This is a genomic window from Streptomyces flavalbus, assembly GCF_042674625.1.
GTDB lineage: Bacteria > Actinomycetota > Actinomycetes > Streptomycetales > Streptomycetaceae > Streptomyces > Streptomyces flavalbus.
Genome location: NZ_JBHTEB010000001.1, coordinates 6,528,743 through 6,552,932, shown reverse-complemented (window position 1 = coordinate 6,552,932; position 24,190 = coordinate 6,528,743). Strand labels below are relative to the sequence as shown.

Here is a 24,190-nt window from a genome sequence, read left to right as displayed (position 1 = left end):
TACGCCCGTAGAGCAGGCGGTAGAGGGATGAACGTATGCCTAGGGAACGGCCTTGCCAAGACCACCGTCGTTAACCCGTGGAGACGGGCGTGTTTCACCCTCCCGGGGACGACCGACAGGGCCGGTCAGACGGTCAGCCCCGCCACCCGCAGGGCGTGCAGCACGTCCCAGTGCCGCTCCTCGGAGACCTGCCGCGCCGCCTCCAGCAGCAACGGCACCAGCGTCTGCGGATCGGGCACGGCGCTCCGGGCGGCCTCCTCCGGCGTCCGCATCCGCACACAGGCGTCGAGCAGCGCCCCGACCTCCCGCCGCCGTCCCGCACCGACCAGCCCGAGCACGGCGACGCCGATCTCCTCCGCGGGCCGTACGACGCCCTGCCGCAGGATCTGCTGCCCGTCCCCGGCCCGCCCGGCGGCCACCAGCGCGTCAGCGGCGGCGACCAGCCGGTCCGCGGGCAGCGAGGCCGCCTCCCACAACAACGTGGCCCAGTCGGCCCCCAGCCCCGCCCGCTCCAACTCCACGGCCAGCAGCGGGTACCAGGCGGCGGGCCAGTAGGCGGCCTCCACCAGCAGCACATGGGCCTCCCCACTGCGCCCTTCCCGCCGCAACCGCAACAGCGCCGCCACCACCCCGCCGACTTGCCGCCGCACCCCCTCGTCCACCACGGCCTCCGACTCGGCGGACGGCACCCGCACCGCCCCCTCATCGGCCCCGGCGAACCGCGCCCCACGGGGCACGCTCCCCGCGACCGGCACGACCTCCGCGACAGGGGCGGCCCCGGCCTCCTCCTCCACCATCCCCGCGAAGCGGGCACTCCCCCGCCGCCGCTTGCGCTGCTTGGGCACGGCGGGGACGGAAGGAACCGCAGCCGGAGCAGCATCCGCAACAGCGGCAGGAGGGGAGGACTCCACCTTCTCCATCCGGGCCCGGAGTTCGGCGCAACGCGCGGTGGCCCGCTCATGGTCATCGCGGGCCCAGGCGAGATCGAGCCGCAGCACGCGGTCCTGCTCCGGATCGGTCACCGAGGCGAGCGCCCGCCCCAGCCCGGCCAGCCGCTCGGCGGCGTACTTCTGCTCCCGGAGCATCACATCGAGCCGGTCACCGAGGGCGTCCCGCGCGCCGGGCCGGGCGTCGTACGCGGCCAGCGCGGCGGCGTGCAGCGCACGGGCCCGCTCCTGCTCGGCGACCGCGGCGCCAGGGCCGTACTCCCCGGCGAGGTCCTGCAACAACGCTTCCACGACGTCCCAGGGCGGCATCTCAAGCCCTTCGAGGCACGCCTGCATACCCTCGGGGTCGCGCTGCCAGAACACCGCGCACCACCCGGACCCGTGGTCCAGGCGGGTCATCAGTCCGTTCAGGTAGTCCGTGAACTCCCGCACCCTTCCCGGGAGTTGATCCACTGCCATCGCCCAACCCCCGTACGACCGGAGCCTCCGGCCCCGTACACAACACCAGCCGTGTTACAGGCTAACTACGGGGAGTTTTCAAAAGGGACGCGAGACTCTCAGATCCACCGGCCCGCGAGGGTGACGTCAGACCCCGACGACGGCACACCGCCCCACCAACTCGTCCATCGACAGCCCGAGCGCGCGGGCCAGCGCGGCCACCGTGAAGAACGCCGGGGTCGGCGCCCGCCCGGTCTCGATCTTCCGGAGCGTCTCGGCGGAGATCCCGGCACTCGCCGCGACCTCGGCCATGCTCCGGCCGCCGCGGGCGTCACGCAGCAACCGTCCGAGCCGTTCACCGCGCTCGCGTTCTTCGGGGGTGAGAGGGGTGCGCACCATGGCGCCATTCTAATACCGGTATAGTAATTGGCATGGTGGAGCTCAAGACAGACACATCGATCGACGCGATGCACGCCGCGGGCCGGGTGGTCGGGCAGGCCCTGACCGCCGTACGAGAAGCGGCTGACGTGGGCGTTTCCCTGCTGGAGCTGGACGAGGTGGCCCGCGGGGTGCTCCGCGAGGCGGGCGCGACCTCGCCCTTCCTCGGCTACCGCCCCTCCTTCGCCCCGACCCCGTTCCCCGCGGTCATCTGCGCCTCCGTGAACGACGCGATCGTGCACGGCATCCCCACGACCTACCGGCTGCGCGACGGTGACCTCGTCTCCATCGACTGCGGCGCGCTCCTGGACGGCTGGGCGGGCGACTCGGCCATCAGCTTCACCGTCGGGCGCCCGCGGGCCGCCGACCTACGGCTGATCGAGACCGCCGAGCGGGCGCTCGCCGCGGGCATCGAGGCGGCGGTCGTCGGCAACCGCATCGGCGACATCGCCCACGCGGTGGGGTCCGTGTGCCGGGCGGCGGGGTACGGCATCCCCGACGGCTTCGGCGGCCATGGCATCGGGCGCGCGATGCACGAGGACCCGGGGGTGCCCAACGAGGGGCGTCCAGGGCGGGGGCTGCCGCTGCGGCACGGCATGGTCCTCGCGATCGAGCCGATGGTCATCGCCGGGGGGCGGGACGGGTACCACGCGGCACCTGACGGCTGGACCCTGCGCACGAACGACGGTTCCCGCGCGGCCCACGCGGAGCACACGGTGGCGATCACGGAAGCGGGACCGCGGGTGCTTACGGAACGGGCGGTGCGGGTGGAGTAGGGCGGGTGGGTATGCGGGGCCCTGCGTTGACGGGTGCCGCGGATGCCCGTACCGCTGGGTGGGTCGCGCGCCCGGCGCTAACGGGGTGCCGCTGCGCCCACCCTCCCCCAAGCTCTCGGCTTCGCTCGAGCAGGGGGGACCCCCATCGCCCCAGCGGCACGACTGCCCGCAGCTAAGGCGGCTACGACGGCGCGGCTGCCCGCAGCTAAGGCAGCTAGGGCACTAGCCAGCGACGGCCCGCAGTCGCCGTACGACGGAAGGGGCCGTGTCGGGGGGTGTCCGCCCGCAGTGGTTCGCGCGCAGAACACCGGCACCTTCACAGCCGTACAGCCCGCGCGGTTCCGAGGACGGACACCCCCCGGCGCGGCCCCGACCCACCCCCCGGTGTAAAGCGCTACGCCCGCCACCCACCGGACCAGCCACAGGCCGCCGCAGGCATCGCACGACATGCTGCCCGCCCCCGATCGTGCGAAGGTGGCCGCAGGTGTAACCGGAACACCACCGGGCACCCGCGTCCGAACCTGCACGTCGATCAGCGAGCGCGCCCCCGGGCGGCCACCGCGAGGCCGTCCAGGGGCGCCGGAACGGAAGGCCATGACCAGCGGCTTCAACGGTCCGCAGGGCTACGGCCCGGACCCCTTCGGAGAATTCCTCGCCCGTTTCTTCGGCGGCCCCCGCCCCCGCCAGATCGACATAGGCCGACTGCTCAGTCAACCGGCCCGCGAACTGGTCCGAGGCGCCGCCCAGTACGCCGCCGAGCACGGCAGCCGCGACCTCGACACCGAGCACCTGCTCCGCGCGGCCCTCGGCACCGAACCCACCCGCAGCCTCCTCAGCCGCGCAGGCGTGGCCGACCCCGACTCCCTCGCCTCGGAGATCGACGAGCGCTCCGGCCCGGTCCAGTACCCGGAGGGCGAGGCCCCACCCCCCACCTCCCTCTCCCTCACCCCGGCCGTCAAGCGCGCCCTCCTGGACGCCCACGACATGGCCCGCTCCAGCGGCGCGGGCTACATCGGCCCCGAGCACGTCCTCAGCGCCCTCGCCTCCAACCCCGACTCCGCCGCGGGCCACATCCTCAACGCCGCCCGCTTCACCCCGGGCAACCTGCCCCCCGACGCCACCGACCCCTCCCTCCGCGCCCCGCAGGGCAAGGGCGGAGCCCCCCGCGTCGGCCCGGAGCCGCCCCGCTCCGACACCCCCACCCTCGACAAGTACGGCCGCGACCTCACGGACATGGCCCGCCAGGGCCGTATCGACCCGGTCATCGGCCGCGACGAGGAGATCGAGCAGACGATCGAGGTCCTGTCCCGCCGCGGCAAGAACAACCCGGTGCTCATCGGCGACGCGGGCGTCGGCAAGACCGCCATCGTCGAGGGCCTCGCCCAGCGCATCGCGGACGCGGACGTCCCGGACGTCCTCACCGGCCGCCGCGTCGTCGCCCTCGACCTCAGCGGCGTCGTCGCGGGCACCCGCTACCGCGGCGACTTCGAGGAACGCCTCAACAACATCGTCAGCGAGATCCGCGCCAACACCGACCGCCTGATCGTCTTCATCGACGAACTGCACACGGTCGTCGGCGCGGGCGCGGGCGGCGAGGGCGGCTCGATGGACGCGGGCAACATCCTCAAACCGGCGCTCTCCCGGGGCGAACTGCACATCGTGGGCGCGACGACACTCGAAGAGTTCCGCAGGATCGAGAAGGACGCCGCCCTCGCCCGCCGCTTCCAGCCGATCCTCGTCCCGGAACCCACCACCACCGACGCCGTGGAGATCCTCCGTGGCCTGCGCGACCGCTACGAGGCCCACCACCAGGTCCGCTACACGGACGAGGCCCTCACGGCAGCCGTGGAACTCTCGGACCGCTACCTCACCGACCGCCGCCTCCCGGACAAGGCGATCGACCTGATCGACCAGGCGGGCGCCCGCGTCCGCCTCCGCGCCAAGACCAAGGGCACGGACGTACGGGCCATGGAACGCGAGGCGGACCAGCTCACCCGCGACAAGGACCAGGCGGTCGCGGACGAGCAGTACGAGGAGGCGATGCGCCTACGCGACCGCATCACCGCGCTCAAGCGGCGCATCGCCGAGGCCAGCCACGACGGCGAGGCGGACGAGGGCCAGCACCTGGAGGTCACCGCGGAGGCGATCGCCGAGGTGGTGTCCCGCCAGACGGGCATCCCGGTGAGCCGCCTCACCGAGGAGGAGAAGGACCGCCTCCTCGGCCTCGAAGACCACCTCCACGAACGCGTCGTGGGCCAGGACGAGGCGGTCCGCGTGGTGTCCGACGCGATCATGCGCTCAAGGGCGGGACTGGCCGACCCGGGCCGCCCGATCGGCAGCTTCCTCTTCCTCGGCCCGACCGGCGTCGGCAAGACGGAACTCGCGCGGGCCCTCGCGGAGGCCCTGTTCGGCAGCGAGGACCGCATGGTCCGCCTGGACATGAGCGAGTACCAGGAGCGGCACACGGTCAGCCGCCTGGTCGGCGCGCCCCCCGGCTACGTCGGCCACGAGGAGGCGGGCCAGCTCACCGAGGTCGTCCGCCGCCACCCGTACTCACTCCTCCTCCTCGACGAGGTGGAGAAGGCACACCCGGACGTCTTCAACATCCTGCTCCAGGTCCTGGACGACGGCCGTCTGACCGACTCCCAGGGCCGCACGGTGGACTTCACCAACACGGTCATCGTGATGACGAGCAACCTGGGCTCGGAGGCGATCACCCGCCGCGGCGCGGGCATCGGCTTCGGCTCGGGCGGCACGGAGGCGGACGAGGAGGCGCGCCGGGAGCAGATCATGCGCCCGCTGCGGGAGCACTTCCGCCCGGAGTTCCTCAACCGTATCGACGAGATCGTGGTGTTCCGCCAGCTCTCCCCCGACCAACTGCACCGCATCACCCACCTCCTCCTGGAGGGCACCCGCCGCCTGCTGCACGCGCAGGACATCACGGTGGAGTTCACGGACGCGGCGGTGGACTGGCTGTCCAGGGAGGGCTTCCAGCCGGAGTACGGCGCCCGCCCACTGCGCCGCACGATCCAGCGCGAGGTCGACAACCGCCTCTCCCGCCTCCTCCTGGACGGCCGCCTCAAGGAGGGCGACCAGGTGACGGTGGACGCCCAGAACGGCACCCTGAGGTTCACCACCCCGTCGGCCCCCTCGGAGAGCCCCGCGTCGAACACGGGTTTGCGTTGACCCGCTACCATCCCCGCCCATGAATGACGACGTGCGCAACATCGTCCTGGGCGTGGTCGCGGCGGGCATCAGCGCGGCGCTGGGCTGGATCGCCCGTACGTACCTGTGGAAGCGGAAACTCCGCCGCAAACAGGCCTTCTTCGGCCTGCCGGAGAACTCGGAGTCGCTGCTCGTCGTCAACCGCGACCCGGCCACGGCGGAACCGGCGGTGCACCGCTTCGACGTGTTCGCGCTGCTGGAACTGTCCGCGCTGATCAAGGACTGCGGCGCGCACGTCCAGGTGGTCACCCAGGACGCCAACCCGCAGGGCTTCGGCGAGCGCACCGAGTTCTGCGTGGGCGGCCCGGGTTCCAACCGCCGTATGGTCGCCCACATGGCGGCGATGCTGCCGGGCGTCCGCGTCAACGTGGACCCCGAACCGGTCCGGACCGGGGCGCCTTCCTGATAGGCACCGAGCGCTACCGCATGGAGCCGGGGATCACGGAGTACGTGCTGCTGGCGCGGCTGACGGCCGGTGACCGGCGGGAGACCCGCCCGGTGTTCCTCTTCTGCGGCCAGCGGGCGATCACCAACCAGGCGGCGACCCGCTACCTGGCCCGCCACCACGAGCGCCTGGCCCGCAAGTACGGCGGCAACTCCTTCGTCCTGCTGCTGAAGGTCGTCAACTCCCAGGCGTACGGCCCGGACGTGGTGGAGCTGGTGGGCGACATGACCCGCACGGCCCAGACCCCGCTCCCCGTACCGGCCGCGTCGACTCCGCCCAAAACAAAGAACTCGCACCGCGGCCAGTAAGAATTCGCACCGGGGCCAGTAAGAGTTCGCACCGCGGCCAGCAAGAAGACGAGAACAGCGCCCCAGAAGACCAAGCCAACCCGTCCGGCGCGCGGCTGACCTTCTCCTCCGCGGCGACCGGCACCCCCCTGGATGTCGGTGCCACCGCGTGAGCAGTGATCGGCGGCCACGCCCGGCCGGGTCTGGCTCATAGGGTTGAACGCCACATCGTAGTCGAGGTCTGAACCACCCCTCCTCCCGGCACGTCCTTCACCTCCCGACCCGGACCACGGGACCCCAAGTCCCGCAGCCCTCAGGCCCCCTCAATGCTTGAGGATCTTGGAAAGGAAGTCCCGCGCCCGCTCGCTGCTCGGGTTGGTGAAGAACTCGTCGGGGCTGCGGTCCTCGACGACCCGGCCGTCCGACATGAACACCACCCGGTTGGCCGCGGACCGGGCGAAGCCCATCTCGTGGGTGACGACGACCATGGTCATGCCGTCCCGGGCGAGCTGCCGCATCACCTCCAGGACCTCGTTGATCATCTCGGGGTCGAGGGCCGACGTCGGCTCGTCGAAGAGCATGACCTTGGGTTCCATGGCGAGCGCCCGCGCGATGGCGACCCGCTGCTGCTGCCCGCCGGAGAGCTGGGCGGGGTACTTGTCCGCCTGGTCGGCGAGGCCGACGCGGTCGAGCAGTTGGCGGGAGCGCTTGTCGGCGTCCTCCTTCTTGCGTCTGCGGACCTTGACCTGCCCGAGCGAGATGTTCTGCAGGACGGTCTTGTGGGCGAAGAGGTTGAACGACTGGAAGACCATCCCCACGTCGGCGCGGAGCGCCGCGAGCGCCTTGCCCTCGTCCGGGAGCGGCTGCCCGTCCAGCAGGATCGTGCCGGAGTGGATGGGTTCCAGCCGGTTGATCGCGCGGCACAGCGTGGACTTCCCCGAGCCCGAGGGGCCGATGACGACGACCACCTCTCCCCTGCCCACGGTGAGGTCGATGTCCTGGAGGACATGCAGGTCACCGAAGAACTTGTTGACGTCACGCAGCTCGATCAGCGGCTCGACGGCCATGCTCAGCCCTACTCACTCTCAACTGTTCACGCATCTACGGCGACCGCCGCAAACTAACCAGACAACGCGCACCTCACAGCACGCCACACACCCCCACCCCGATAAACCGTATTAACCACACACCACCCGCCCCGGCACCTCATGCCTCCGCGATCTCCGCATACAACTGCGACAGCTCAGGCACCCCATGGGCCGCCCACTCCTGCCCCACGGTCACGACGTCGAACTCACGCCCGGAGGCCAGCCGGACGACGGGTTCACCGGTGGACCAGATGTCCCAGGCCGCCCCAGGCACCGTCCGCACGATGACCGTGCCCAGATACAGACCGGCGTCGTTGCCGAGCCACGGCAGCGTCTCCTCGTCGTCACGCCAACGCGGCAGCAGTTGGTCCAGCGCTTCGAGCGAGGCCACCGAGTCATCGAGCAGGACGCCCGCCCGGGACGCCTGCGACCGCAGCAGCTCGCACTCGGACAGCAGACCGGCGATCCCCTCGGGGTCGGGCGCGTCACCGCCCGCCGTCAGAAGCGCGGCGCCCCGCTTCTTCCGCCGACCGCCCAGGAAAGGGATGTTCATACGGACCAGCCTGTCATTCGCACCCGCGTGCGCACCACAGGCGCGCGGACCTCAGCGTGCGGGGGGTTTCCCGCACCGCTCACGCATGGCTCGTTGACCTGCGCCGATCACCTCCCTAGCTTCACGGTGACTCATTCACGACCAACGGGTCACTCAGTCCCGTAAGACCACAAAACCACCACCGTAAGACCCGGAACCCACCCCCACACCCACACCCCGGGAGTACCGGCCTTGCTGCCCCACCACCTCGGGCCCCCCAGCACCCCCCGCACCCCCCACGGCCTCACGGCCCTCACCCTCCTCCTCACCCTCCCCCTCCTCCTCACCCTCCTCACGGCCCTCCTCCCCGGAGTCGGCAACAGCGCCCAGGCCGCGGAACGCCTCCTCGCCCCCCTCCCCCTGGACCGCCTCTACGACAACACCGCGGTCAGCGACGACGCCACCCCCGAGAAGGCCGACTTCGACGGCCTCGGCGCCTCCCTCTCCGCCCAGGACCTCAAGGCGGCGGGCTGGACGCCGGGCGGCGCGCTGACCGTGCAGGGCGCCCGGCTGACCTGGCCGAACAGCGCCCCGGGCAGCCCGGACAACGTGCGTGCGGCCGGGCAGAGCGTCTGGCTGGGCGGCACCGGCGACGCGCTGGCCTTCCTGGTCGCGGGCACGGACGGCGACGGCGTCACCGGCTCCGGCACGGTCTCGTACGCCGACGGCTCCCTCTCCTCGTACCGGCTGACCGCCCCCGACTGGCGTACCGGTCCGCTCGCGACCAAGGCGGTGGCGCTGCCGCACGTCAACACGCCCGACGGCCAGCTCGCCGAGAAGGCGCGGCTGTACGTGGTGACGGTGCCGGTCGCGGCGGGCCGCCAGGTGGTCTCCGTGCAGTTGCCGTACGCGCCCGCGCTGCACGTGTTCTCGGTGGCGGTGCGCCCGGTCGCGGCGGACTGGACCGGGAGCTGGGCGACGGCGACGTCCGGGTACCAGGCGGTCGGCCCGTGGACCGACCGGACGCTGCGGCTGGTGGTGCACACCTCGGTGGGCGGGCCGCGGGTGCGGCTGCGGTTCGACAACACCTTCGCGGGGGCGCCGGTGCGGATCGGCCGGGCGACGGTCGCCGTGCAGGACAGCGGCGCGGCGGCGCGCGGCGGGCCGGTGCCGGTGACGTTCGGGGGCGCGTCGGCGGCGGTGCTCCCGGCGGGGACGCAGGCGTACAGCGATCCGCTGGCCTTCCAGGTGCCCGCGGACGCCAACCTGCTGGTCAGCTTCCACCTCCCCGGCACGGTGTCGGCGGTGCCGGTGCACCGGCTCGCGGTGCAGCGGTCGTACGTCAGTGAGCCCGGCGACCACTCGGCGGACGGCCCGGCGACGGCGTACACATCGACGATCACGAACTGGCCGCTGCTCACCGGGGTCGACGTGGGCGGTGGGCCGGGGTCGGTGGTGATGCTGGGCGACTCGATCACGGACGGTGACCGGTCGACGGTGGGCGCGAACCGGCGCTGGCCGGACGTGCTGGCGACCCGGCTGCTGGCGCAGTCCGCGGTGCCGCGCTACGGCGTGCTCAACCAGGGCGTCTCGGCGAACCGGGTGCTCAGCGACCGCTACCCCGGGGACGGCGTGTCGGCGGACCTGGGCGGGGTGAGCGCGCTGAACCGGCTGGACCGGGACGTGCTGGCGCAGACGTCGGTGCGCACGGCGGTGGTGTTCCAGGGCATCAACGACCTGCTGTCGGGCGCCTCGGCGGACGAGGTCGTCGCGGGGCTGCGGCAGCTCGCGGACCGCGCCCACGAGCGGGGACTACGGGTCCTGGCGGCGACGCTGCTGCCGTGCGGCGGGGTCGCGGGCTGCACGGCGGCGGTGGAGGCCGAGCGGGCCGAGGTGAACGCGTACATCCGGGACGCGTCGGTCTTCGACGGGGTGCTCGACTTCGACGCGGCGCTGCGGGACCCGGCGCAGCCGACCCGGATGCGCCCGGAGTACGACAGCGGCGACCACCTGCACCCGGGCGACGCGGGCCTCGCGGAACTGGCCGAGTCGGTCGACCTGGCGCTTCTGTGAGCCGCGGGGCGAGAGGGCTACACCTCCAGATCCACCACCACCGGCGCGTGGTCCGAGGCCCCCTTGCCCTTGCGCTCCTCCCGGTCGACGTAGGCGTCCTTGACGGCGTCGGAGAACGCCTTGTTGCCGTAGACGAGGTCGATGCGCATCCCGCGGTTCTTGGGGAAGCAGAGCTGGCGGTAGTCCCAGTACGTGAAGGGGTGGTCGTACTTCAGGGGCCGCGGCACGACGTCGCTGAGGCCGGTCTCGCGCAGGGCGGTGAGGGCGGCGCGCTCGGCGGGGGTGACGTGGGTGAGGCCCTCGAAGGCGGCCGTGTCGTAGACGTCGTCGTCGGTCGGCGCCACGTTGTAGTCGCCGAGGACGGCGAAGGGGCGGCTGCCGCCCGCGTCACCGGCGACGGCGGCCTTCAGGGCCTCGAACCACTGGAGCTTGTAGGCGTAGTGCGGGTGGTCGACCTCGCGGCCGTTGGGCACGTACACCGACCAGACGCGGACCGGGCCGCAGGTGGCGGAGACGGCGCGGGGCTCCACCGAGCCGTCGTAGCCGGGGTCGCCGGGCAGGCCCTTGACGACGTCGGTGAGGCCGACGCGGGAGAGCACCGCCACGCCGTTCCACCGGCCGGTGGCGTGTACGGCGGCCTCGTAACCGATCTCGCGCAGTTGCTCGGTCGGGAACTGCTCCTCGGCGACCTTGGCCTCCTGGAGGCAGAGCACGTCGGTGCCGCTGCTCTCCAGCCAGGCCAGGAGCCGGGGCAGGCGGGCGGTGATCGAGTTCACGTTCCAGGTCGCGATGCGCATGTCCCACAACCTACCCGGCGGGTCTGACAACGCCGCCCCGCCGGGTTGCGGCACTCAGACCTCCGCCGTGCCGCCCGGGGCCAGCCGCTGGTGGTCGGCGCCGCCGAGGGCGCCGATCTGGCGGTCGTAGACCGGGCGGGCGAGGTCGGTGAGGAGGGCGTCGTGGATGTCGTAGGCGCGTCGCGGCTTGACCTCGCGGACGTAGTCGATGACCTCGGAGATCTTGTTCCAGGGGGCCATGACCGGCAGCATCAGCGTCTCCACCGGCTGGCCGGGGACGGTCAGCGCGTCACCCGGGTGGAAGACCTTGCCGCCCTCCACCAGGTAGCCGACGTTGGTGACGCGCGGGATGTCCGGGTGGATGACCGCGTGGAGTTCGCCGTGCACCTGGACGTCGAAGCCCGCGGCGGTGAACGTGTCGCCGTGGCCGACGGTGTGCACCCGGCCCGGGAACGCGGCCGAGATCTGCTCGGCGACGGACCGCAGCGTCCAGATCTCGGCGGCCGGGTTGGCCTCCAGCGCGGCCCGCAGCCGTCCCTCGTCGAAGTGGTCGGGGTGCTCGTGGGTGACGAGCACGGCGTCCGCGCCGACCGTGGCGTCCTCCTCGGTGAACATGCCGGGGTCGATGACGAGGGTGCGTCCGTCCTTCTGAAGGCGGACGCAGGCGTGCGACTTCTTGGTGAGCTTCATGGTCCCATCCTGCCTCGCGACGCCGCGCGGACCGCGGGAGGCGGTCCGGGAGACGGTCCGCGAGGCGGTCACTCCTGCGGCGTGGTCTCCTCCCGCACCACCTGCTGCGCCACCTTGAAGGCGCGGTCGGCGGCCGGTACGCCGCAGTACACGGCGGCCTGGAGCAGCACCTCCCGGATCTCGGCCGGGGTGAGGCCGTTGCGCAGGGCGGCGCGGGTGTGGTCGGCGAGTTCCTCCAGGTGACCGCCCGCGACGAGGGCGGTGAGGGTGACGCAACTGCGGGTACGCCGGTCCAGTCCGGGCCGGTTCCATATCTCGCCCCAGGCGTACCGGGTCTGGAACTCCTGGAAGTCCGCGGAGAACTCGTCGGCCCGCGCCAGTTCCCGGTCCACGTGCGCGTCCCCGAGCACCTCGCGGCGCACCTTGATGCCGGTGTCGTACGGATCGGCCCGCCCGCCCAGCCCCGGCGGGGCCACGGCGGCCGGGGCGATCTCGGCGATGGGCCCGCTCTGCTGGGGCTGCGCGAACTGCGGCGCCTGCGGTGCCTGCTGGGCCGGTACGAGACCAGGCTGCCCGGGACCCGGACCGGGAACGGCGGCGGCCGGGATCGCGACCTGCCCGGTGGTCGAGTCGAACGCGGGCTGCCAGGCGGTGGAGAAGTGATGGACCAGCAGGTCGGTGACGGCCGCGGGCTGTTCGACCGGTACGAGGTGGGAGGCGCCGGGTACGACGGCCAGCCGCGCGTCCGGGATCCCGGCGACCAGCGTGCGCGCCTCCGCGGGCCCGGTGACCTGGTCCTCGGACCCGACGAGGACCAGCGTCGGCACCCCGATCCCGGCCAGCTCGGACCGTACGTCGAACGCGGCCAGCGCCTCGCAGGCGGCGATGTAGCAGCCGGGGTCGGTGGTGCGCACCATCTGCACCGCCCACTCGGTGATCGCGGGCTGCGCGGCGGCGAACCCGGCGGTGAACCACCGGTCGGGCGCGGCGCGGGCGATGGGGTCGAGGCCGTTGGTGCGCACGACCACCCCGCGCTGCCGGAACTCGTCGGCCGAGCCGAACCGTGGGGAGGCGGCGATCAGCACGAGCGAGGCCAGCCGCTCCGGGTGCCGCAGCGCCAACTCGATACCGACGGCGCCGCCGAGCGCACAGCCCGCGTACCCGAAGCGCTGCACCCCGAGCGCGTCCAGCGTGGCGAGCAGCCGGTCGGCGAGGTCCCGGACCGCGCCCGCGGGGTACGCCGGTGCCCCACCGTGCCCCGGCAGGTCGAACCGGAGGACCCGCCACTGCTCGGCCAACTCCGGCACCTGCCGGTCCCACATGTGCCATGTAGTACCGAGGGACGGCCCCAAGATCAGCACGGGGAGGTGTTCTGGCCCGTCAAAGCGATATTGCAGCGTTTCGATCTTGGCTTCGGTCACGGGTTCACACCTTCATCTGTCACGATCTGTCACACACCCCCTGCGAGACCTCCCCATGCCTCCGCCGCTGGAAGCAGGTCCGCCACGTCCGGCTTCACGTACCACCTCTTCGTCGGCTTCACGTTGGTGTGCCCGGCCCACATAGCGAGCAGGTGATCCGGGACCCCTTTGTTGGCCAGGGACGTGAGGCAGGACGCCCGAGCATCGTACAGACGGACCCTACGGAGGCCGTTTGCGTCCATCATCTTGTAGGCCCGCGTTCGGAGCTGCCGACCGTTCAGCGCGCCCCCAAGTTCATCCACGAGCACATACCCGCCGCCCTCGTACCCCTCACCCGCCGCCAGGCGTCCACTGCCTGCGTGGCGCGGAACGTCCTCAGCGCCTCCCGTACGAGGCTTGGGAGCGGCAACGCACGCTCCCCCGCCATGCGGAGGCCCATCAGGGACAGCAGCAGCGGCGCAAACAGGCGGTCACTCTTCATCGCAGCGACGAAGGCACCCACCTCCGAGGCGTTCCGTGGCTGGACCACCTCCTTCGTCTTTCGCTCCGCCTTCCGGGCCTTCAGCGGAATGTGCACCTCGCTGGCTACATCGACGGTCACCAGACCGCGCGTGACAGCGCGGTTCAGGGCCTCCTTCAGCCTGGCCAGGCTCATGTCAACCGAGGTGACCCGCGCTGGTGGAGTCCTCTCTGCTTGGGATCAGGAATCTTTCCGTAGGTGCGCGAGAGCATCGGCGAGGGGCAACTCGTACCGGTCCTTGTCCTTCTCCCAGCGCGCCATCACCGAGGCCGCTGCCTTGGCCATTTCGGTCAGGAGCCCGGCTTCTCTGAGGGCGTCTGCGACTTCCTCCATCTCGGGGCCCCATCGCCGCAGGCATCCTCTTCGCCTCCTCCGTGAGGAGGTCGGCGACGCCATGGGCATCGGCGAGAGCGTGCGAAACGCCGGCCAGCGTGCGGGCGGCCTTCTGGAATCCCGCAAACGATGCCTTCAGGGCCGAGGCGGAGCCGACCCGTCCGCCTCGCGTTGGCGTCGACGTAGAGGCCCTCGAAGGCGTATCTGGCGACTTCGGTCGCAACGTCCTCCGCGGCAAGCGGCGGACAGATGGAAAGGACAGCGTCGCTCGCATCGAGAGCTTCTTCGAGCGACTTGCAGGAGATCAAGCCCGCGACCTTGGCACGCTCAGCAGTAGCAGAGCTGCGCCCCGCGGGAATCCACAGCACGCGACGAGCCCCGCTGGCTTGGGCGGCCACAGCCGCTCCCACGGAGCCGGGGTGCAGGATGGTCACCGAGGTCACTGTGTTCCTCCAGGGGGAAGCTCGGCCGGGACCCCCACCGGCTCATCGCCGGGACCGACCTTTACCTCGCCTGAAGACATCACGAACCAGCGGCCTGGGGTCCCAGCGACCCCACTGGTGTGCGCTGATAAGCTCCTGCCGCCCGCTCAGGGCATACACATTTCATGCACAGCTCTCGGGGCTGTCGGGACCCATCACAGCTACCAGAGCCAGGGGCCGGGGGGTTCTGTGAAGGTCGGCAAGGTCATGCGACGGCGTCAGTTCGGCAGAGGGGGTACGGCCCTGGCCCTGGGCGTCGTCCTCGCGGCAGGCGCTGCGGGCGCGGTGCCGGCGGGAACGGCGGTAGCCGTGGGGGCCGACCAGGTCGTCGGGGCGGGCGAGGTGGGCGAGGTGGTGCTGCCCGCCGCGGACCGCAGCACCACGCGCAACCCGGGGTTCATCGGCTTCGGCGACACGGGTGTGCTGTCGAATCCCGAAGGTTCCAGCGGCTGGCTCTGGACCGACTACGCGACGCGCGAGACCCGGCAGATGACCGAGTTCGCCGACACCCAGCAACCCAACGGGCTCGCCCAGTCGGACACCACCTACACCCTGTCGTCCGACGCCGAGGGCCGAAGGGTCGTGCGGTTCCGCGCGATGGGCTCCGGCGAGGACCGCGGCTCGGTGACCGTCCCGACCGGTCTGACCTACGCGGGAACGGCCGGCGAGGGTGTCGTGGTCGCCTACCTGGGCAGCGCGTCCAGCGTACGCGAACTGCACCTGCTCAAGCAGGCGGCTGACGGCGGCACCGAGGACACGAAGGTGACCGGCTGGCCCGCCGACGCGAAGCTCCTCGCACTGAGCGGGAGGGACGACCGCTCACTGCTGCTGCGCTACCGCGTGCCGACCGAGGACCCTGAGGTCTTCCAGTACCAGCTCGTCCTGGTCGACGTCCGCGACGGGACCTGGACCAAGCTCTTCGCCCCCTACAACACGAACTCGGCCCGGCTGCCCGTCCTGGCCGAGGGCTACGTCGGCTGGTGGTACCCGGGAGCCGGTGCGCGGCTGCTGCGCCGCGACGCGCTGGACGGACCGGTGATCACCGTCCCCTCCCAGGGCACCGGGGGGAAGACCGACTTCACGGTCATCGGTGACGACGTCGTGGTGGCCACCTACGGCGACGAGACCCGTTCCGTACTCACCCGGCCCCTCACCGACGCGGGCGAATGGCGCACACTGCTCCCGCAGATGGACGGCTGGGTGCACGCGTCGGCGGACGGATCGGCTGTCGTGGTGGGCGGTCCCGACAAGGCGCACTGGGGGATCCACCGCCTCTCCGAGGCGTCGGACGGACAGATCGTCACCGATGAGCTGATGGACCTGCCGCCGGTGCCCGCGCCCGTCGACGGGCTGTCGCTGGTGGGCGGCACACTCGCCTGGACGGACCAGACCTCGCCTCCGTCCCATGACGTCATGTTCAACACGCGCACCGTGTCGGCCGACGCCCTCCCCCAGGCGGGCCCGGTCCGCCCGGCCGGCGGATGGGTCAAGCCGTGCATTTTCACGTGCAGCTGTGTACGGCTGTTCGGCACCGGCGACGGCTCCGTCGTCTACAGCGACCTGGACAACTCCCAGCTGGTGCACCGCCGTACACCCGCCGGTGACGTCCAGACGATGACGGTTCCCGGCTTCTACGGCGAGGTGAGCGCCGCACAGGGACGGTACGCGCTGCTCTCGGGCGGTGCGAACCACAAGCACTTCCTTGTCGACTGGACGCAGTCCAAGGTCGTCTTGACGCGCACGGCCGTGGCCGCCGCCCTGTGGGACGGACAGCTGTGGACCACCACGTCCACCGCCGGACACCTGTCGGTGAGCCGTATCGGCTCCACGGCCGCGGCGGTCGACGTCAACGTCGGCTCGGCGTGCGTACCCAGCGAGCTGCAGGCCAACGGACGATTCGTCTACTGGGTATGCGCCGCGCAGAAGAAGGCCGGCGTGTTCGACCGCTCCCGCGGCCGGTCGGTGACCGTACCCGTGGGGGACGCGCTGCTGGCCGACGGGTTCCTTGTCCGCCATGACAACGGGCGCGGCAAGCTGGTGCGCACCGACGTCCGCTCCGGGCAGGCAGTCAGCTCTGACCTGGCCGATCTGCCCGCGACGAAGAACCTCATGCCCGAGGGCAGCACCTCGGACCGACGCGTCCGCTGGACCCTGGACCCCGACATGGGCCGCGTGGCCTTCGTGGACGCCGGGGAACGCATCCACCTGCTGACCGCCGGGACGCTCGCCGCCCCCGTGCGGCGAGATCACGCGGGCCGGGACGGCATCGGCGACCTCCTCACCCTCAACTCCTCCGGCACCCTCACCTTCCAGCAGGGCACCGGCAACGGCACCTTCTCCGGCAAGGTGAGCGGCGGCGGATGGCCGACCTCGGTGAGGGCGGTGCCGTTCGGCGACCTCAGCGGCGACCGCTGCAACGACGTCCTGGTACGGCTCAGCAGCGGCGCCCTGCGCGCCTACAAGCCGGGCTGCGGTGCCGCGCTGAAGCCGTCGACCCCGTACACCTCGCTGGGCACCTCCGGCTGGACCCAGTACGACGTGCTCACCGCGCCCGGTGACGTGACCAAGGACGGACTCCCGGACCTGATCGCGCGGAACTCCTCGACCGGCACCGTGTACCTCTACAAGGGCACGAGCACGGGCAAGCTCTCCACGCGCGTGAAGCTGTACGACAACTGGAAGACGTACAAGAAGATCGTGGGCGCCGGGGACCTGAACGGCGACGGCGTCGGCGACCTGCTCGCCCAGGACAAGTCGAACAACCTGTACCGGTACTACGGCAAGGGCAACGGCACGTTCACGGCGCGGGTGAAACTGTTCACCAACTGGGGCGGCTCCTACAACACGGTCGTCGGCGTCGGTGACATCACCGGAGACGGCAAGGCCGACCTGGTCTCCCGGGACAGCAGCGGGAACGTCTGGCGCAACAACGGCGACGGCAGGGGCTCGTTCGGGGCACGGGTGAAGATCGCGAGCGGCTGGCAGGGCTACAAGGGCCTTTTCTAGAAGCGACTGCCAGCCAGCGAGGAGGGTGCTGGTCCGTGGATGTCCGAAGGTTGGGGCACCACATGCACGCCAAACCCGGCCGGGCCGGGCGACCCTGCCCCGGGCGGCCGACCGGGTCGGTCCTCGCGGGGCTGCTCCTGCGGCCGCCCCTTTCGCGTCACAGCGGTCTGCCGCGAGAACGGTGATCGGCGGAGCCCGGCCCGGGCGGGGCGCAGGCCGGGCAGCCCGCCTTCCTCCGGACGGCACGTGAGCCTGGACATCGGCCCCACCGGCGTGTTCACCCTCACCGCCGGTCCTGACGGCGCGACGGACACCAGGGCCAAGCCCCAAGGTGGCGAACACCGTGGCCTGGCACCGCTTCGACCAGGGCAGCCACACCCAGGCCAGCCAAACCTGGGTGGCCGCCCTCCATAACGCCCACGCCGCCGACGACCACGACATGGGTGCCGGCCTCCTGGGCGACCTCGCCTACCAGGCCGCATGGCGGGGCGATCACACCACTGCGGCCAGCGTCCTCAACCACGCCCTGACCCGCGCCCGCATCCCCGCCACCCGCTGCCTTCTCCAACTGCGCCTCGCACGGACCCTCGCCGCGCGAGGCGGCCCCGGGGAACGGCGCTCCGTGCTGCGCGCCCTCGCAGCGGCCGAGAAACACCTCACTGACGCTGGCGCCGACCGGCCCGCCTGGTGCGCCTGGGTGTCTGCGGCCGACCTCGCCGTCGATTCCGGGCAGGCCCTCCTCGACCTCGGCGGCACCGCACGCGCCCGCCAGTGGCTGTGACGTTGTTCAACGGGCTCTGGCACAGATCTTGGGGAGCGGTCGCGGAGGGTCACCTGAAGCGTCCACGGAGACAAACCGTACGTTCAGGGGGCGGGGTTGCTCGTCGGCGGAGGCACCGCCACCGGCCAGCCCGGCTGCGGCAACCAACTCCGTTGTCAGAGACAGGATTTGTTCCATGGGCCGCCAGCGTCTCCGCAGGGCGGCATTCTGAAACGATCAGTTGGTTGACCACTGCCCGTGCCGAGTCGGGAGTGGCCGGACGCCCGAGATCGCGTAGAGACGAGACATACTGCGCCGCAGGTCTGTTGAACGGAACGTGAACGCCGCACGTCTGCCGTGTCAGGCACATCATGGCTCCCCCATCGCTCCGGCCTCTCAGGAGATCCTGTGCGATCCACTGTCCGAAGGGGACTTGCCTGTCTGGCGAGTCTGTCCTTCCTACTGACCCTCGCAGTGGCTGTACCCGCGAGAGCCGCCCCACGTTCCCTGACGGTCTCCACCGACAAAGGGCTGGTCGCGGGAGCCTCAGCAGACCAGGTCGACCGCTTCCTCGGCATCCCGTACGCGGCTCCGCCGTCGGTGCCGGACGCTGGCAGCCTCCGACACCCGCCGCTGCCCTCGTCGAGGTGGGGCGGCGCGGGATGGTCGGCGGCCAGGAGGACATGATCACGGACATCGCTCTCGACCTGACGGCACCGGCCGGCAAGTGAGGCAGTCGGTGCCTCGGTTGATGCCGCCCCGGTGACGAAGGAGACCCACGCATGAGGGACACGACGCATACGACCACCTTGCGGAAGGGATATGCGCCCAGCCGCTTCGGTCAGTTGCACTACGTGGAGTGCGGTGACGGCGAGCCCGTGCTGCTCCTCCACCAGACGCCCCGCTCCTGGACGGAGTACCTGGGTGTCCTCCCCCTGGTCGGAGAACGGTATCGGGCGATCGCCATGGACACGCTGGGCTATGGAGCATCCGCGAAGCCCACCGGGCCGCACACCATCGAGCGCTTCGCGGACGCCGCGGAGGAGCTGGTCGAGGCACTCGGCCTGGACCGTTTCCACCTGGTGGGGCACCACACGGGCGGGGTGATCGCCGTCGAGCTGGCAGCCCGCTTCCAGAACCGCGTGGCCACCTTGGTGCTGTCCGCGGCATCGTTCGTCGACGACGAGAAGCGCGCCGGCGCGGTCGCCCATGGACGCGTCGACCATGTCGACCCCGCGCCGGACGGCACGGGGCGGTACGCCGCTACGTCATGGAGCCCCGCCTGTCACAGATCACCGCACGCACGCTCGCGGTGTGCGCGCCCGACGACCACTATTCCCTCCCGTCCCTGGCCAAGTTCGCAGCAGCGCTCGGCTGCCCGACGAGGGCGCTGTCCGACGGGCACGTGGCGGCACCGCGGCAGGTGCCCCAGGAGTTCGCCGCGACCATCCTGGACTGGATCGGTCGCACGTGACCTCCGCGGCAGGCATCCTGATCCGGTCGGGGCCGGGACATGCCGTCGGCGAGGTAAGCCACACGGCCGGTTGGGACCGTCGGCGGGTGCTCGACGGCTCAGCCGCTCGACGTTGATCGCGAGTACGGTCGGACGTGCTGGACGTGCGCCTTCGCGAGGCCGTGCTCCGACGATCGGGTCACGCTGGTGTGCCCGACCGAGGCCGACGCCTCCTCTGCCCGGACGTGGCGCCGGACGGGCGTCCGCGCGCTCAGCGGTTGATCGGGCGATGGGGTGCGGGCACGGAAGGCCAAGCGGGTGGTCCCCGCGCCTGCGGCAGTGAGCTCCACCCGGTGGCCAATTGCGGGGGTACGACCAGTGGACCAGGACGCCCACGGACGGCCTCCACAGTCTTGCTCGACGGTCCGGTACGTCCTCAGACTCAGCCCGGCGGCGGTGCACCGCAGGAGCCGCCCGCCTGCGGTGATCCGGCCCGGGGGCTGGGCTGCCCTGCCGGATGACGAGGCCCTAGTGAAAATTAGCCCATTCAGGAGCATTTTTACTGTTTCGTTGATCCGGTGAGGGTTATTCGGCGGGGAGAAGGCGGGAAGCCCCGCAGCCCTGGACCGTAAGGATGCCGCCCCACCAGCAGACCGACCACAGGACTCCGGCCCTCTGGCAGCGGCGCTCAACACAGCACCTGATGCTCTCTTCCGGAAGTGATCGCAGTGACGTCACCCAGCTACGGGCCCACCGGGTCGACCCGATCGGGCGGACCGACCGGGCCGACCATGGAGACCCACCCCGACATCGTCGAGATGCGCCAGCGCCATGCGCTGGCCGAACGTGCCGCGACGACCCCGAGGGCGCAAGCCATCGAGGCACTGGCCCTGCTCACGGGCCTCTACCTCGCGGCCTCCCCGTGGATCGCGGGATTCAACGGCGGCGGCTTCTCCCGGCTCGCCATCAACAACCTGATCGTGGGAATCGGCTACGCGCTGCTGATGAGCGGCGGATTCGGGCGCGCCTACGACCGGGCACACAGCATGGCCTGGGCGGCCTGCGCCCTGGGCGCGTGGACGGTCATCGCCCCATGGGTGGTGTCAGGCAACGTCGACACCACACGCACCATCACCAACAACGTGATCACTGGCCTGATCGCCCTGCTCCTCGCCCTTGCCGCCAGCGCGGCAGCCCGCTCAGCCGACGCACGCGGTACCGAGGGGGCCTACGGCGGAACCGACCGCTGAGCGGACGCCGATCCGGCAACGGGAGATCCCGGACCGTCACCCTCTGTCGCGCGCCGTCGTCTGTGCGCTCTCACTCCCGCCTGTAAGGACTCCCGCGGGCGCCCAGGTCGCCACCTGGGCGCCCGCCCGCGTCGTGCCCGCCCGGTGCGGGCGGCACGGCCGGCCGGGGAGGCGAGCGAGCGCCTCCGCAGTCGTCATCGGGGCGAGGACCACCCCGTGGAAGCCACGTGCAGGGCCATCCGGCCTAACACCGCGCCAGCCTCGGGTCATGACGTACCGGCAGGACTACCTTGCGGCTGGTCAGGCGCAACCTGTACAAGCGGAGCGAGGGAACCGATGGCGACACAGGCGGAACCGGTATCTCCGGTACCGGCGGCGGAGCCGCACAGCACGGGGGAGGTGATCGTCTCCTGGCTGACCACGACGGACCACAAGAAGATCGGGCACCTCTACCTGATCACGTCGTTCGCGTTCTTCCTGATCGCCGGGGCACTGGCGATGGCGATCCGGGCCGAGCTGGCCCGCCCGGGGATGCAGATGCTCTCCACCGAGCAGTACAACCAGGCGTTCACCATGCACGGCACCATCATGTTGCTGCTGTTCGCCACCCCGACGTTCGCGGGCTTCGCCAACGCCATCATGCCCTTGCAGATCGGCTCCCCCGACGTCGCCTTCCCGCGGCTGAACATGTTCTCCTACTGGCTGTTCCTGTTCGGCGGGCTGATCGTGCTCGCCAGCTTCCTCACCCCGCAGGGCGCCGCGGACTTCGGCTGGACGGCGTACACCCCGCTCAGCGGTGGCGAGCGCACCGCCTACCTGGGCGGGGACCTGTGGATCATGGGGTTGTCGCTGGCCGGGTTCGGCACCATCCTCGGCTCGGTCAACTTCATCACCACCATCATCTGTATGCGCGCCCCCGGCATGACCATGTTCCGGATGCCCATCTTCACCTGGAACGTCCTGCTGACCTCGGTGCTGGTGCTGCTCGCCTTCCCCGTCCTGGCCGCCGCCCTGTTCGCGCTGGAGGCGGACCGCAAGTTCGGCGCGCACATCTACGACCCGTCCAACGGCGGGGCGATCCTCTGGCAGCACCTGTTCTGGTTCTTCGGCCATCCGGAGGTCTACATCCTGGCCCTGCCGTTCTTCGGCGTGATCAGTGAGGTCATCCCGGTCTTCTCCCGCAAACCGATCTTCGGCTACACCGGCCTGGTGGCCGCCACGATCGCCATCACGGGGCTGTCCGTGACAGTGTGGGCGCACCACATGTTCGCCACCCAGGCCGTGTTGCTGCCGTTCTTCTCCTTCATGAGCTTCCTCATCGCGGTGCCGACCGGCGTGAAGTTCTTCAACTGGATCGGCACGATGTGGAAGGGCTCCCTGTCGTTCGAGCCGCCGATGCTCTGGGCGGCCGGGTTCCTCGTCACCTTCCTCTTCGGGGGTCTGACCGGCGTCATCCTCGCCTCACCCCCGATGGACTTCCACGTCACCGACTCCTACTTCGTCGTCGCCCACTTCCACTACGTCCTGTTCGGCACGATCGTCTTCGCGATGTTCGCCGGGTTCAGCTTCTGGTGGCCGAAGATGACCGGGACCATGCTCGACACCCGCCTGGAGAAGATCCACTTCTGGACGCTGTTCGTCGGCTTCCACGCGACGTTCCTGGTGCAGCACTGGCTCGGCGCCGAGGGGATGCCCCGCCGGTACGCCGACTACCTCGCCGCCGACGGATTCACGGCGCTCAACACGATCTCCTCCATCGGCGCCTTTCTCCTGGGCTTGTCCACCCTTCCCTTCCTCTACAACGTGTGGAAGACCGCCAAGCGCGGCGAACGGGTCACAGTCGACGACCCCTGGGGATACGGCCGTTCCCTGGAGTGGGCCACGTCCTGCCCGCCGCCCCGGCACAACTTCGTCACCCTGCCCAAGATCCGCTCGGAGTCCCCGGCCTTCGACCTGCACCACCTGGAGGTGGCGCAGGTCGACTACCGCGCGGACACCGGCAAGCGCGACGCGGTCGACGCGCCGGGCCACGCGGACGGGCCGCGATGAGACGCAAGGCGCCCACCGAGGCACCCCAGACGCCGGGCAACGCCCTGGTCCGGGAGACGGAGGGCTACCTGCGTGCCCGCTCCCACCACGAGCAGGCGGTCCGCGAGGCCGAGGAACTGTGCGCCCGCCTGTCCTGGCTCACCACCACCCAGGCCCAGGACCTGACCGAGCACTACGTCCGCCAGCGGGTCGACCTCACGCGGCGGATGCTACGCCGCACAGTGCAACGGGCCGCCGAGATACAGCGCGAGTACGAGGCCCGCTACGCCACGCTGCGGCGGTCGCTGCTCCGCCGCCACGCCGCCTGCGCCTGTGTCGTCCTGGCCTGCGCCACGGGGGCCAGCGCCCTGGCAGGCTGCCTCCTCCGCTGATGCCTGGGCAGGCACGACATAGCGCCTGGTGCTCACGCGGAGCCGCCTCATCCGGCATCGAAGAGATCGAAGAGACCGACGTCGGCCTTCCTGCGGCGGCCCCATCAGCTGAGGCGGGGCTCATGGTCGGGGGTTGATCCGATGCCATGGTGGGCGTGCGTCGCCTCCGCGGTGCCCGGCCACGGAGCCGCAGCGTCGGCACACCCGCTGCACACGGTCGGCCGCGCCGCCGGATTCCGGGACGGCGTCGGGCCAGCTGACATGCGGGAAGCGAACGAGTTGCGAGCGGCTCAGAGACAGCCCGCACATGGTCTCGTTCCGGCCCGGCTCCCAGGCGTGGACCTCGCCGGCGGGCAGCCTACGTCGGCCGTCCTCCTCGTCGGTCCACTGTCCGGAGGCAGCAACGGCGTACCGCTTACCGCGCTTCATGGGTCTGATCATGCCGCGGGGCGGTGTTCTCGGTCACCTCGGCACTGTCCTTCCCTCGGGTTCCGCCCCGATCCGGTCGGGCCGTAGCGTGAGGTCGGGCGGCCCGCACCCCGCGAGTGCCACCAAAGCCGCTGCCTCACACGCCACGGGCGCAGACCGCGCCGGTGGTGGGGCGGGTCCGGTGACCTGACTGGCGGCGCCAACGCTCCCCAACGGTCGACCGAACAGCCATGACGCGCACGTGAGGGAGCGGGTGTGAGGGCTTTCACCTGCGGCGAGTAACTCCGTGCGGCTTGAGCCGGACCTTTGTCCGCACGTACCCACTGGGGGCACGCGGACCCCTCAGCGGCGGTCGGCGTCGACCTGGCCGGGACGCTGCC

At 71.2% G+C, this 24,190-nt stretch carries 20 protein-coding genes and 3 pseudogenes; 12 read left to right on the top strand and 11 right to left on the bottom strand.

The features are described from left to right. Positions 1 to 125 precede the first annotated feature (125 nt). Both ACFQZ6_RS29270 and ACFQZ6_RS29265 read right to left on the bottom strand, forming a co-directional pair. On the bottom strand, positions 126 to 1,406 hold the full coding sequence (locus ACFQZ6_RS29270) for a hypothetical protein (protein WP_381614871.1): 1,281 nt from the start codon (positions 1,404 to 1,406) through the stop codon (positions 126 to 128). Between the two features lie 126 nt (positions 1,407 to 1,532). Further along, positions 1,533 to 1,784, bottom strand: coding sequence for a helix-turn-helix domain-containing protein (locus ACFQZ6_RS29265; protein ID WP_381614868.1), 252 nt, complete (start codon positions 1,782 to 1,784; stop codon positions 1,533 to 1,535). 32 nt (positions 1,785 to 1,816) lie between these two features. On the opposite strand from ACFQZ6_RS29265, the gene map reads away from it, so the two are divergent. The 3 genes and pseudogenes from map to ACFQZ6_RS29250 all read left to right on the top strand — a co-directional run bounded on the left by map (position 1,817) and on the right by ACFQZ6_RS29250 (position 6,577). Further along, positions 1,817 to 2,599 (top strand): type I methionyl aminopeptidase, encoded by a 783-nt coding sequence (map, locus tag ACFQZ6_RS29260; RefSeq protein WP_381614865.1) that lies wholly within the window; start codon positions 1,817 to 1,819, stop codon positions 2,597 to 2,599. 594 nt (positions 2,600 to 3,193) lie between these two features. Next, positions 3,194 to 5,785, top strand: coding sequence for an ATP-dependent Clp protease ATP-binding subunit (locus ACFQZ6_RS29255; protein WP_381614863.1), 2,592 nt, complete (start codon positions 3,194 to 3,196; stop codon positions 5,783 to 5,785). A 19-nt stretch (positions 5,786 to 5,804) separates the two neighbouring features. Next, positions 5,805 to 6,577: pseudogene (locus ACFQZ6_RS29250) on the top strand (hypothetical protein). A gap of 302 nt (positions 6,578 to 6,879) precedes the next feature. Here ACFQZ6_RS29250 and ACFQZ6_RS29245 read toward each other — a convergent pair. Next, positions 6,880 to 7,623: an amino acid ABC transporter ATP-binding protein gene (locus ACFQZ6_RS29245; RefSeq protein WP_381614861.1), complete on the bottom strand. Its 744-nt coding sequence runs from the start codon at positions 7,621 to 7,623 to the stop codon at positions 6,880 to 6,882. A gap of 139 nt (positions 7,624 to 7,762) precedes the next feature. Continuing rightward, a complete protein-coding gene (locus ACFQZ6_RS29240; RefSeq protein WP_381614858.1) occupies positions 7,763 to 8,197 on the bottom strand; it encodes a DUF6278 family protein in 435 nt (144 codons plus the stop codon). 231 nt (positions 8,198 to 8,428) lie between these two features. Between ACFQZ6_RS29240 and ACFQZ6_RS29235 the strand changes: the two genes are divergently transcribed. After that, entirely contained in the window at positions 8,429 to 10,249 is a 1,821-nt protein-coding gene (locus ACFQZ6_RS29235) for an SGNH/GDSL hydrolase family protein (RefSeq protein ID WP_381614856.1), read from the top strand. A 17-nt stretch (positions 10,250 to 10,266) separates the two neighbouring features. Here the strand turns inward: ACFQZ6_RS29235 and ACFQZ6_RS29230 are convergent, their stop codons facing one another. The 6 genes from ACFQZ6_RS29230 to ACFQZ6_RS29205 form a co-directional block, all read right to left on the bottom strand. After that, positions 10,267 to 11,046, bottom strand: a complete 780-nt coding sequence (locus ACFQZ6_RS29230) for an exodeoxyribonuclease III (protein ID WP_381614853.1) — start codon at positions 11,044 to 11,046, stop codon at positions 10,267 to 10,269. Positions 11,047 to 11,100: 54 nt separating this feature from the next. Beyond that, positions 11,101 to 11,736, bottom strand: a complete 636-nt coding sequence (locus ACFQZ6_RS29225; protein WP_381614850.1) for an MBL fold metallo-hydrolase — start codon at positions 11,734 to 11,736, stop codon at positions 11,101 to 11,103. Between the two features lie 68 nt (positions 11,737 to 11,804). Continuing rightward, the gene (gene pcaDC / locus ACFQZ6_RS29220; RefSeq protein WP_449334079.1) at positions 11,805 to 13,157 is read right to left on the bottom strand and encodes a bifunctional 3-oxoadipate enol-lactonase/4-carboxymuconolactone decarboxylase PcaDC; all 1,353 of its coding nucleotides are present in this window, start codon (positions 13,155 to 13,157) and stop codon (positions 11,805 to 11,807) included. A 29-nt stretch (positions 13,158 to 13,186) separates the two neighbouring features. Continuing rightward, positions 13,187 to 13,459: a tyrosine-type recombinase/integrase gene (locus ACFQZ6_RS29215; protein WP_381618733.1), complete on the bottom strand. Its 273-nt coding sequence runs from the start codon at positions 13,457 to 13,459 to the stop codon at positions 13,187 to 13,189. Beyond that, the gene (locus ACFQZ6_RS29210) at positions 13,435 to 13,812 is read right to left on the bottom strand and encodes a hypothetical protein (RefSeq protein ID WP_381614845.1); all 378 of its coding nucleotides are present in this window, start codon (positions 13,810 to 13,812) and stop codon (positions 13,435 to 13,437) included. Before ACFQZ6_RS29210 ends, ACFQZ6_RS29215 begins: the two co-directional genes overlap by 25 nt. A 45-nt stretch (positions 13,813 to 13,857) precedes the next feature. After that, positions 13,858 to 14,010: a hypothetical protein gene (locus ACFQZ6_RS29205; protein WP_381614842.1), complete on the bottom strand. Its 153-nt coding sequence runs from the start codon at positions 14,008 to 14,010 to the stop codon at positions 13,858 to 13,860. 689 nt (positions 14,011 to 14,699) lie between these two features. Between ACFQZ6_RS29205 and ACFQZ6_RS29200 the strand changes: the two genes are divergently transcribed. The 8 genes and pseudogenes from ACFQZ6_RS29200 to ACFQZ6_RS29165 all read left to right on the top strand — a co-directional run bounded on the left by ACFQZ6_RS29200 (position 14,700) and on the right by ACFQZ6_RS29165 (position 23,381). Beyond that, a complete protein-coding gene (locus ACFQZ6_RS29200; protein ID WP_381614840.1) occupies positions 14,700 to 17,498 on the top strand; it encodes an FG-GAP repeat domain-containing protein in 2,799 nt (932 codons plus the stop codon). A 343-nt stretch (positions 17,499 to 17,841) separates the two neighbouring features. Further along, positions 17,842 to 18,279: a hypothetical protein gene (locus ACFQZ6_RS29195; RefSeq protein WP_381614837.1), complete on the top strand. Its 438-nt coding sequence runs from the start codon at positions 17,842 to 17,844 to the stop codon at positions 18,277 to 18,279. A gap of 617 nt (positions 18,280 to 18,896) precedes the next feature. Next, a pseudogene (locus ACFQZ6_RS29190) lies at positions 18,897 to 18,989 on the top strand (hypothetical protein); the annotation flags it as partial. A gap of 51 nt (positions 18,990 to 19,040) precedes the next feature. Beyond that, positions 19,041 to 19,385, top strand: a pseudogene (locus ACFQZ6_RS29185) (alpha/beta fold hydrolase); the annotation flags it as partial. 143 nt (positions 19,386 to 19,528) lie between these two features. Further along, positions 19,529 to 19,732, top strand: coding sequence for an alpha/beta fold hydrolase (locus ACFQZ6_RS29180; RefSeq protein WP_381618922.1), 204 nt, complete (start codon positions 19,529 to 19,531; stop codon positions 19,730 to 19,732). 770 nt (positions 19,733 to 20,502) lie between these two features. After that, a complete protein-coding gene (locus ACFQZ6_RS29175) occupies positions 20,503 to 20,961 on the top strand; it encodes an SPW repeat protein (protein ID WP_381614834.1) in 459 nt (152 codons plus the stop codon). A gap of 336 nt (positions 20,962 to 21,297) precedes the next feature. Then, positions 21,298 to 23,010 carry an aa3-type cytochrome oxidase subunit I gene (ctaD, locus tag ACFQZ6_RS29170; RefSeq protein ID WP_381614831.1) on the top strand — a complete coding sequence of 571 codons (1,713 nt, stop codon included), beginning with the start codon at positions 21,298 to 21,300 and terminating at the stop codon, positions 23,008 to 23,010. Next, positions 23,007 to 23,381, top strand: a complete 375-nt coding sequence (locus ACFQZ6_RS29165; RefSeq protein ID WP_381614828.1) for a hypothetical protein — start codon at positions 23,007 to 23,009, stop codon at positions 23,379 to 23,381. Before ctaD ends, ACFQZ6_RS29165 begins: the two co-directional genes overlap by 4 nt. Positions 23,382 to 23,501: 120 nt before the next feature. On the opposite strand, the gene ACFQZ6_RS29160 is transcribed toward ACFQZ6_RS29165, so the two are convergent. Continuing rightward, the gene (locus tag ACFQZ6_RS29160) at positions 23,502 to 23,810 is read right to left on the bottom strand and encodes a hypothetical protein (RefSeq protein ID WP_381614826.1); all 309 of its coding nucleotides are present in this window, start codon (positions 23,808 to 23,810) and stop codon (positions 23,502 to 23,504) included. Between the last annotated feature and the right edge of the window lie 380 nt (positions 23,811 to 24,190).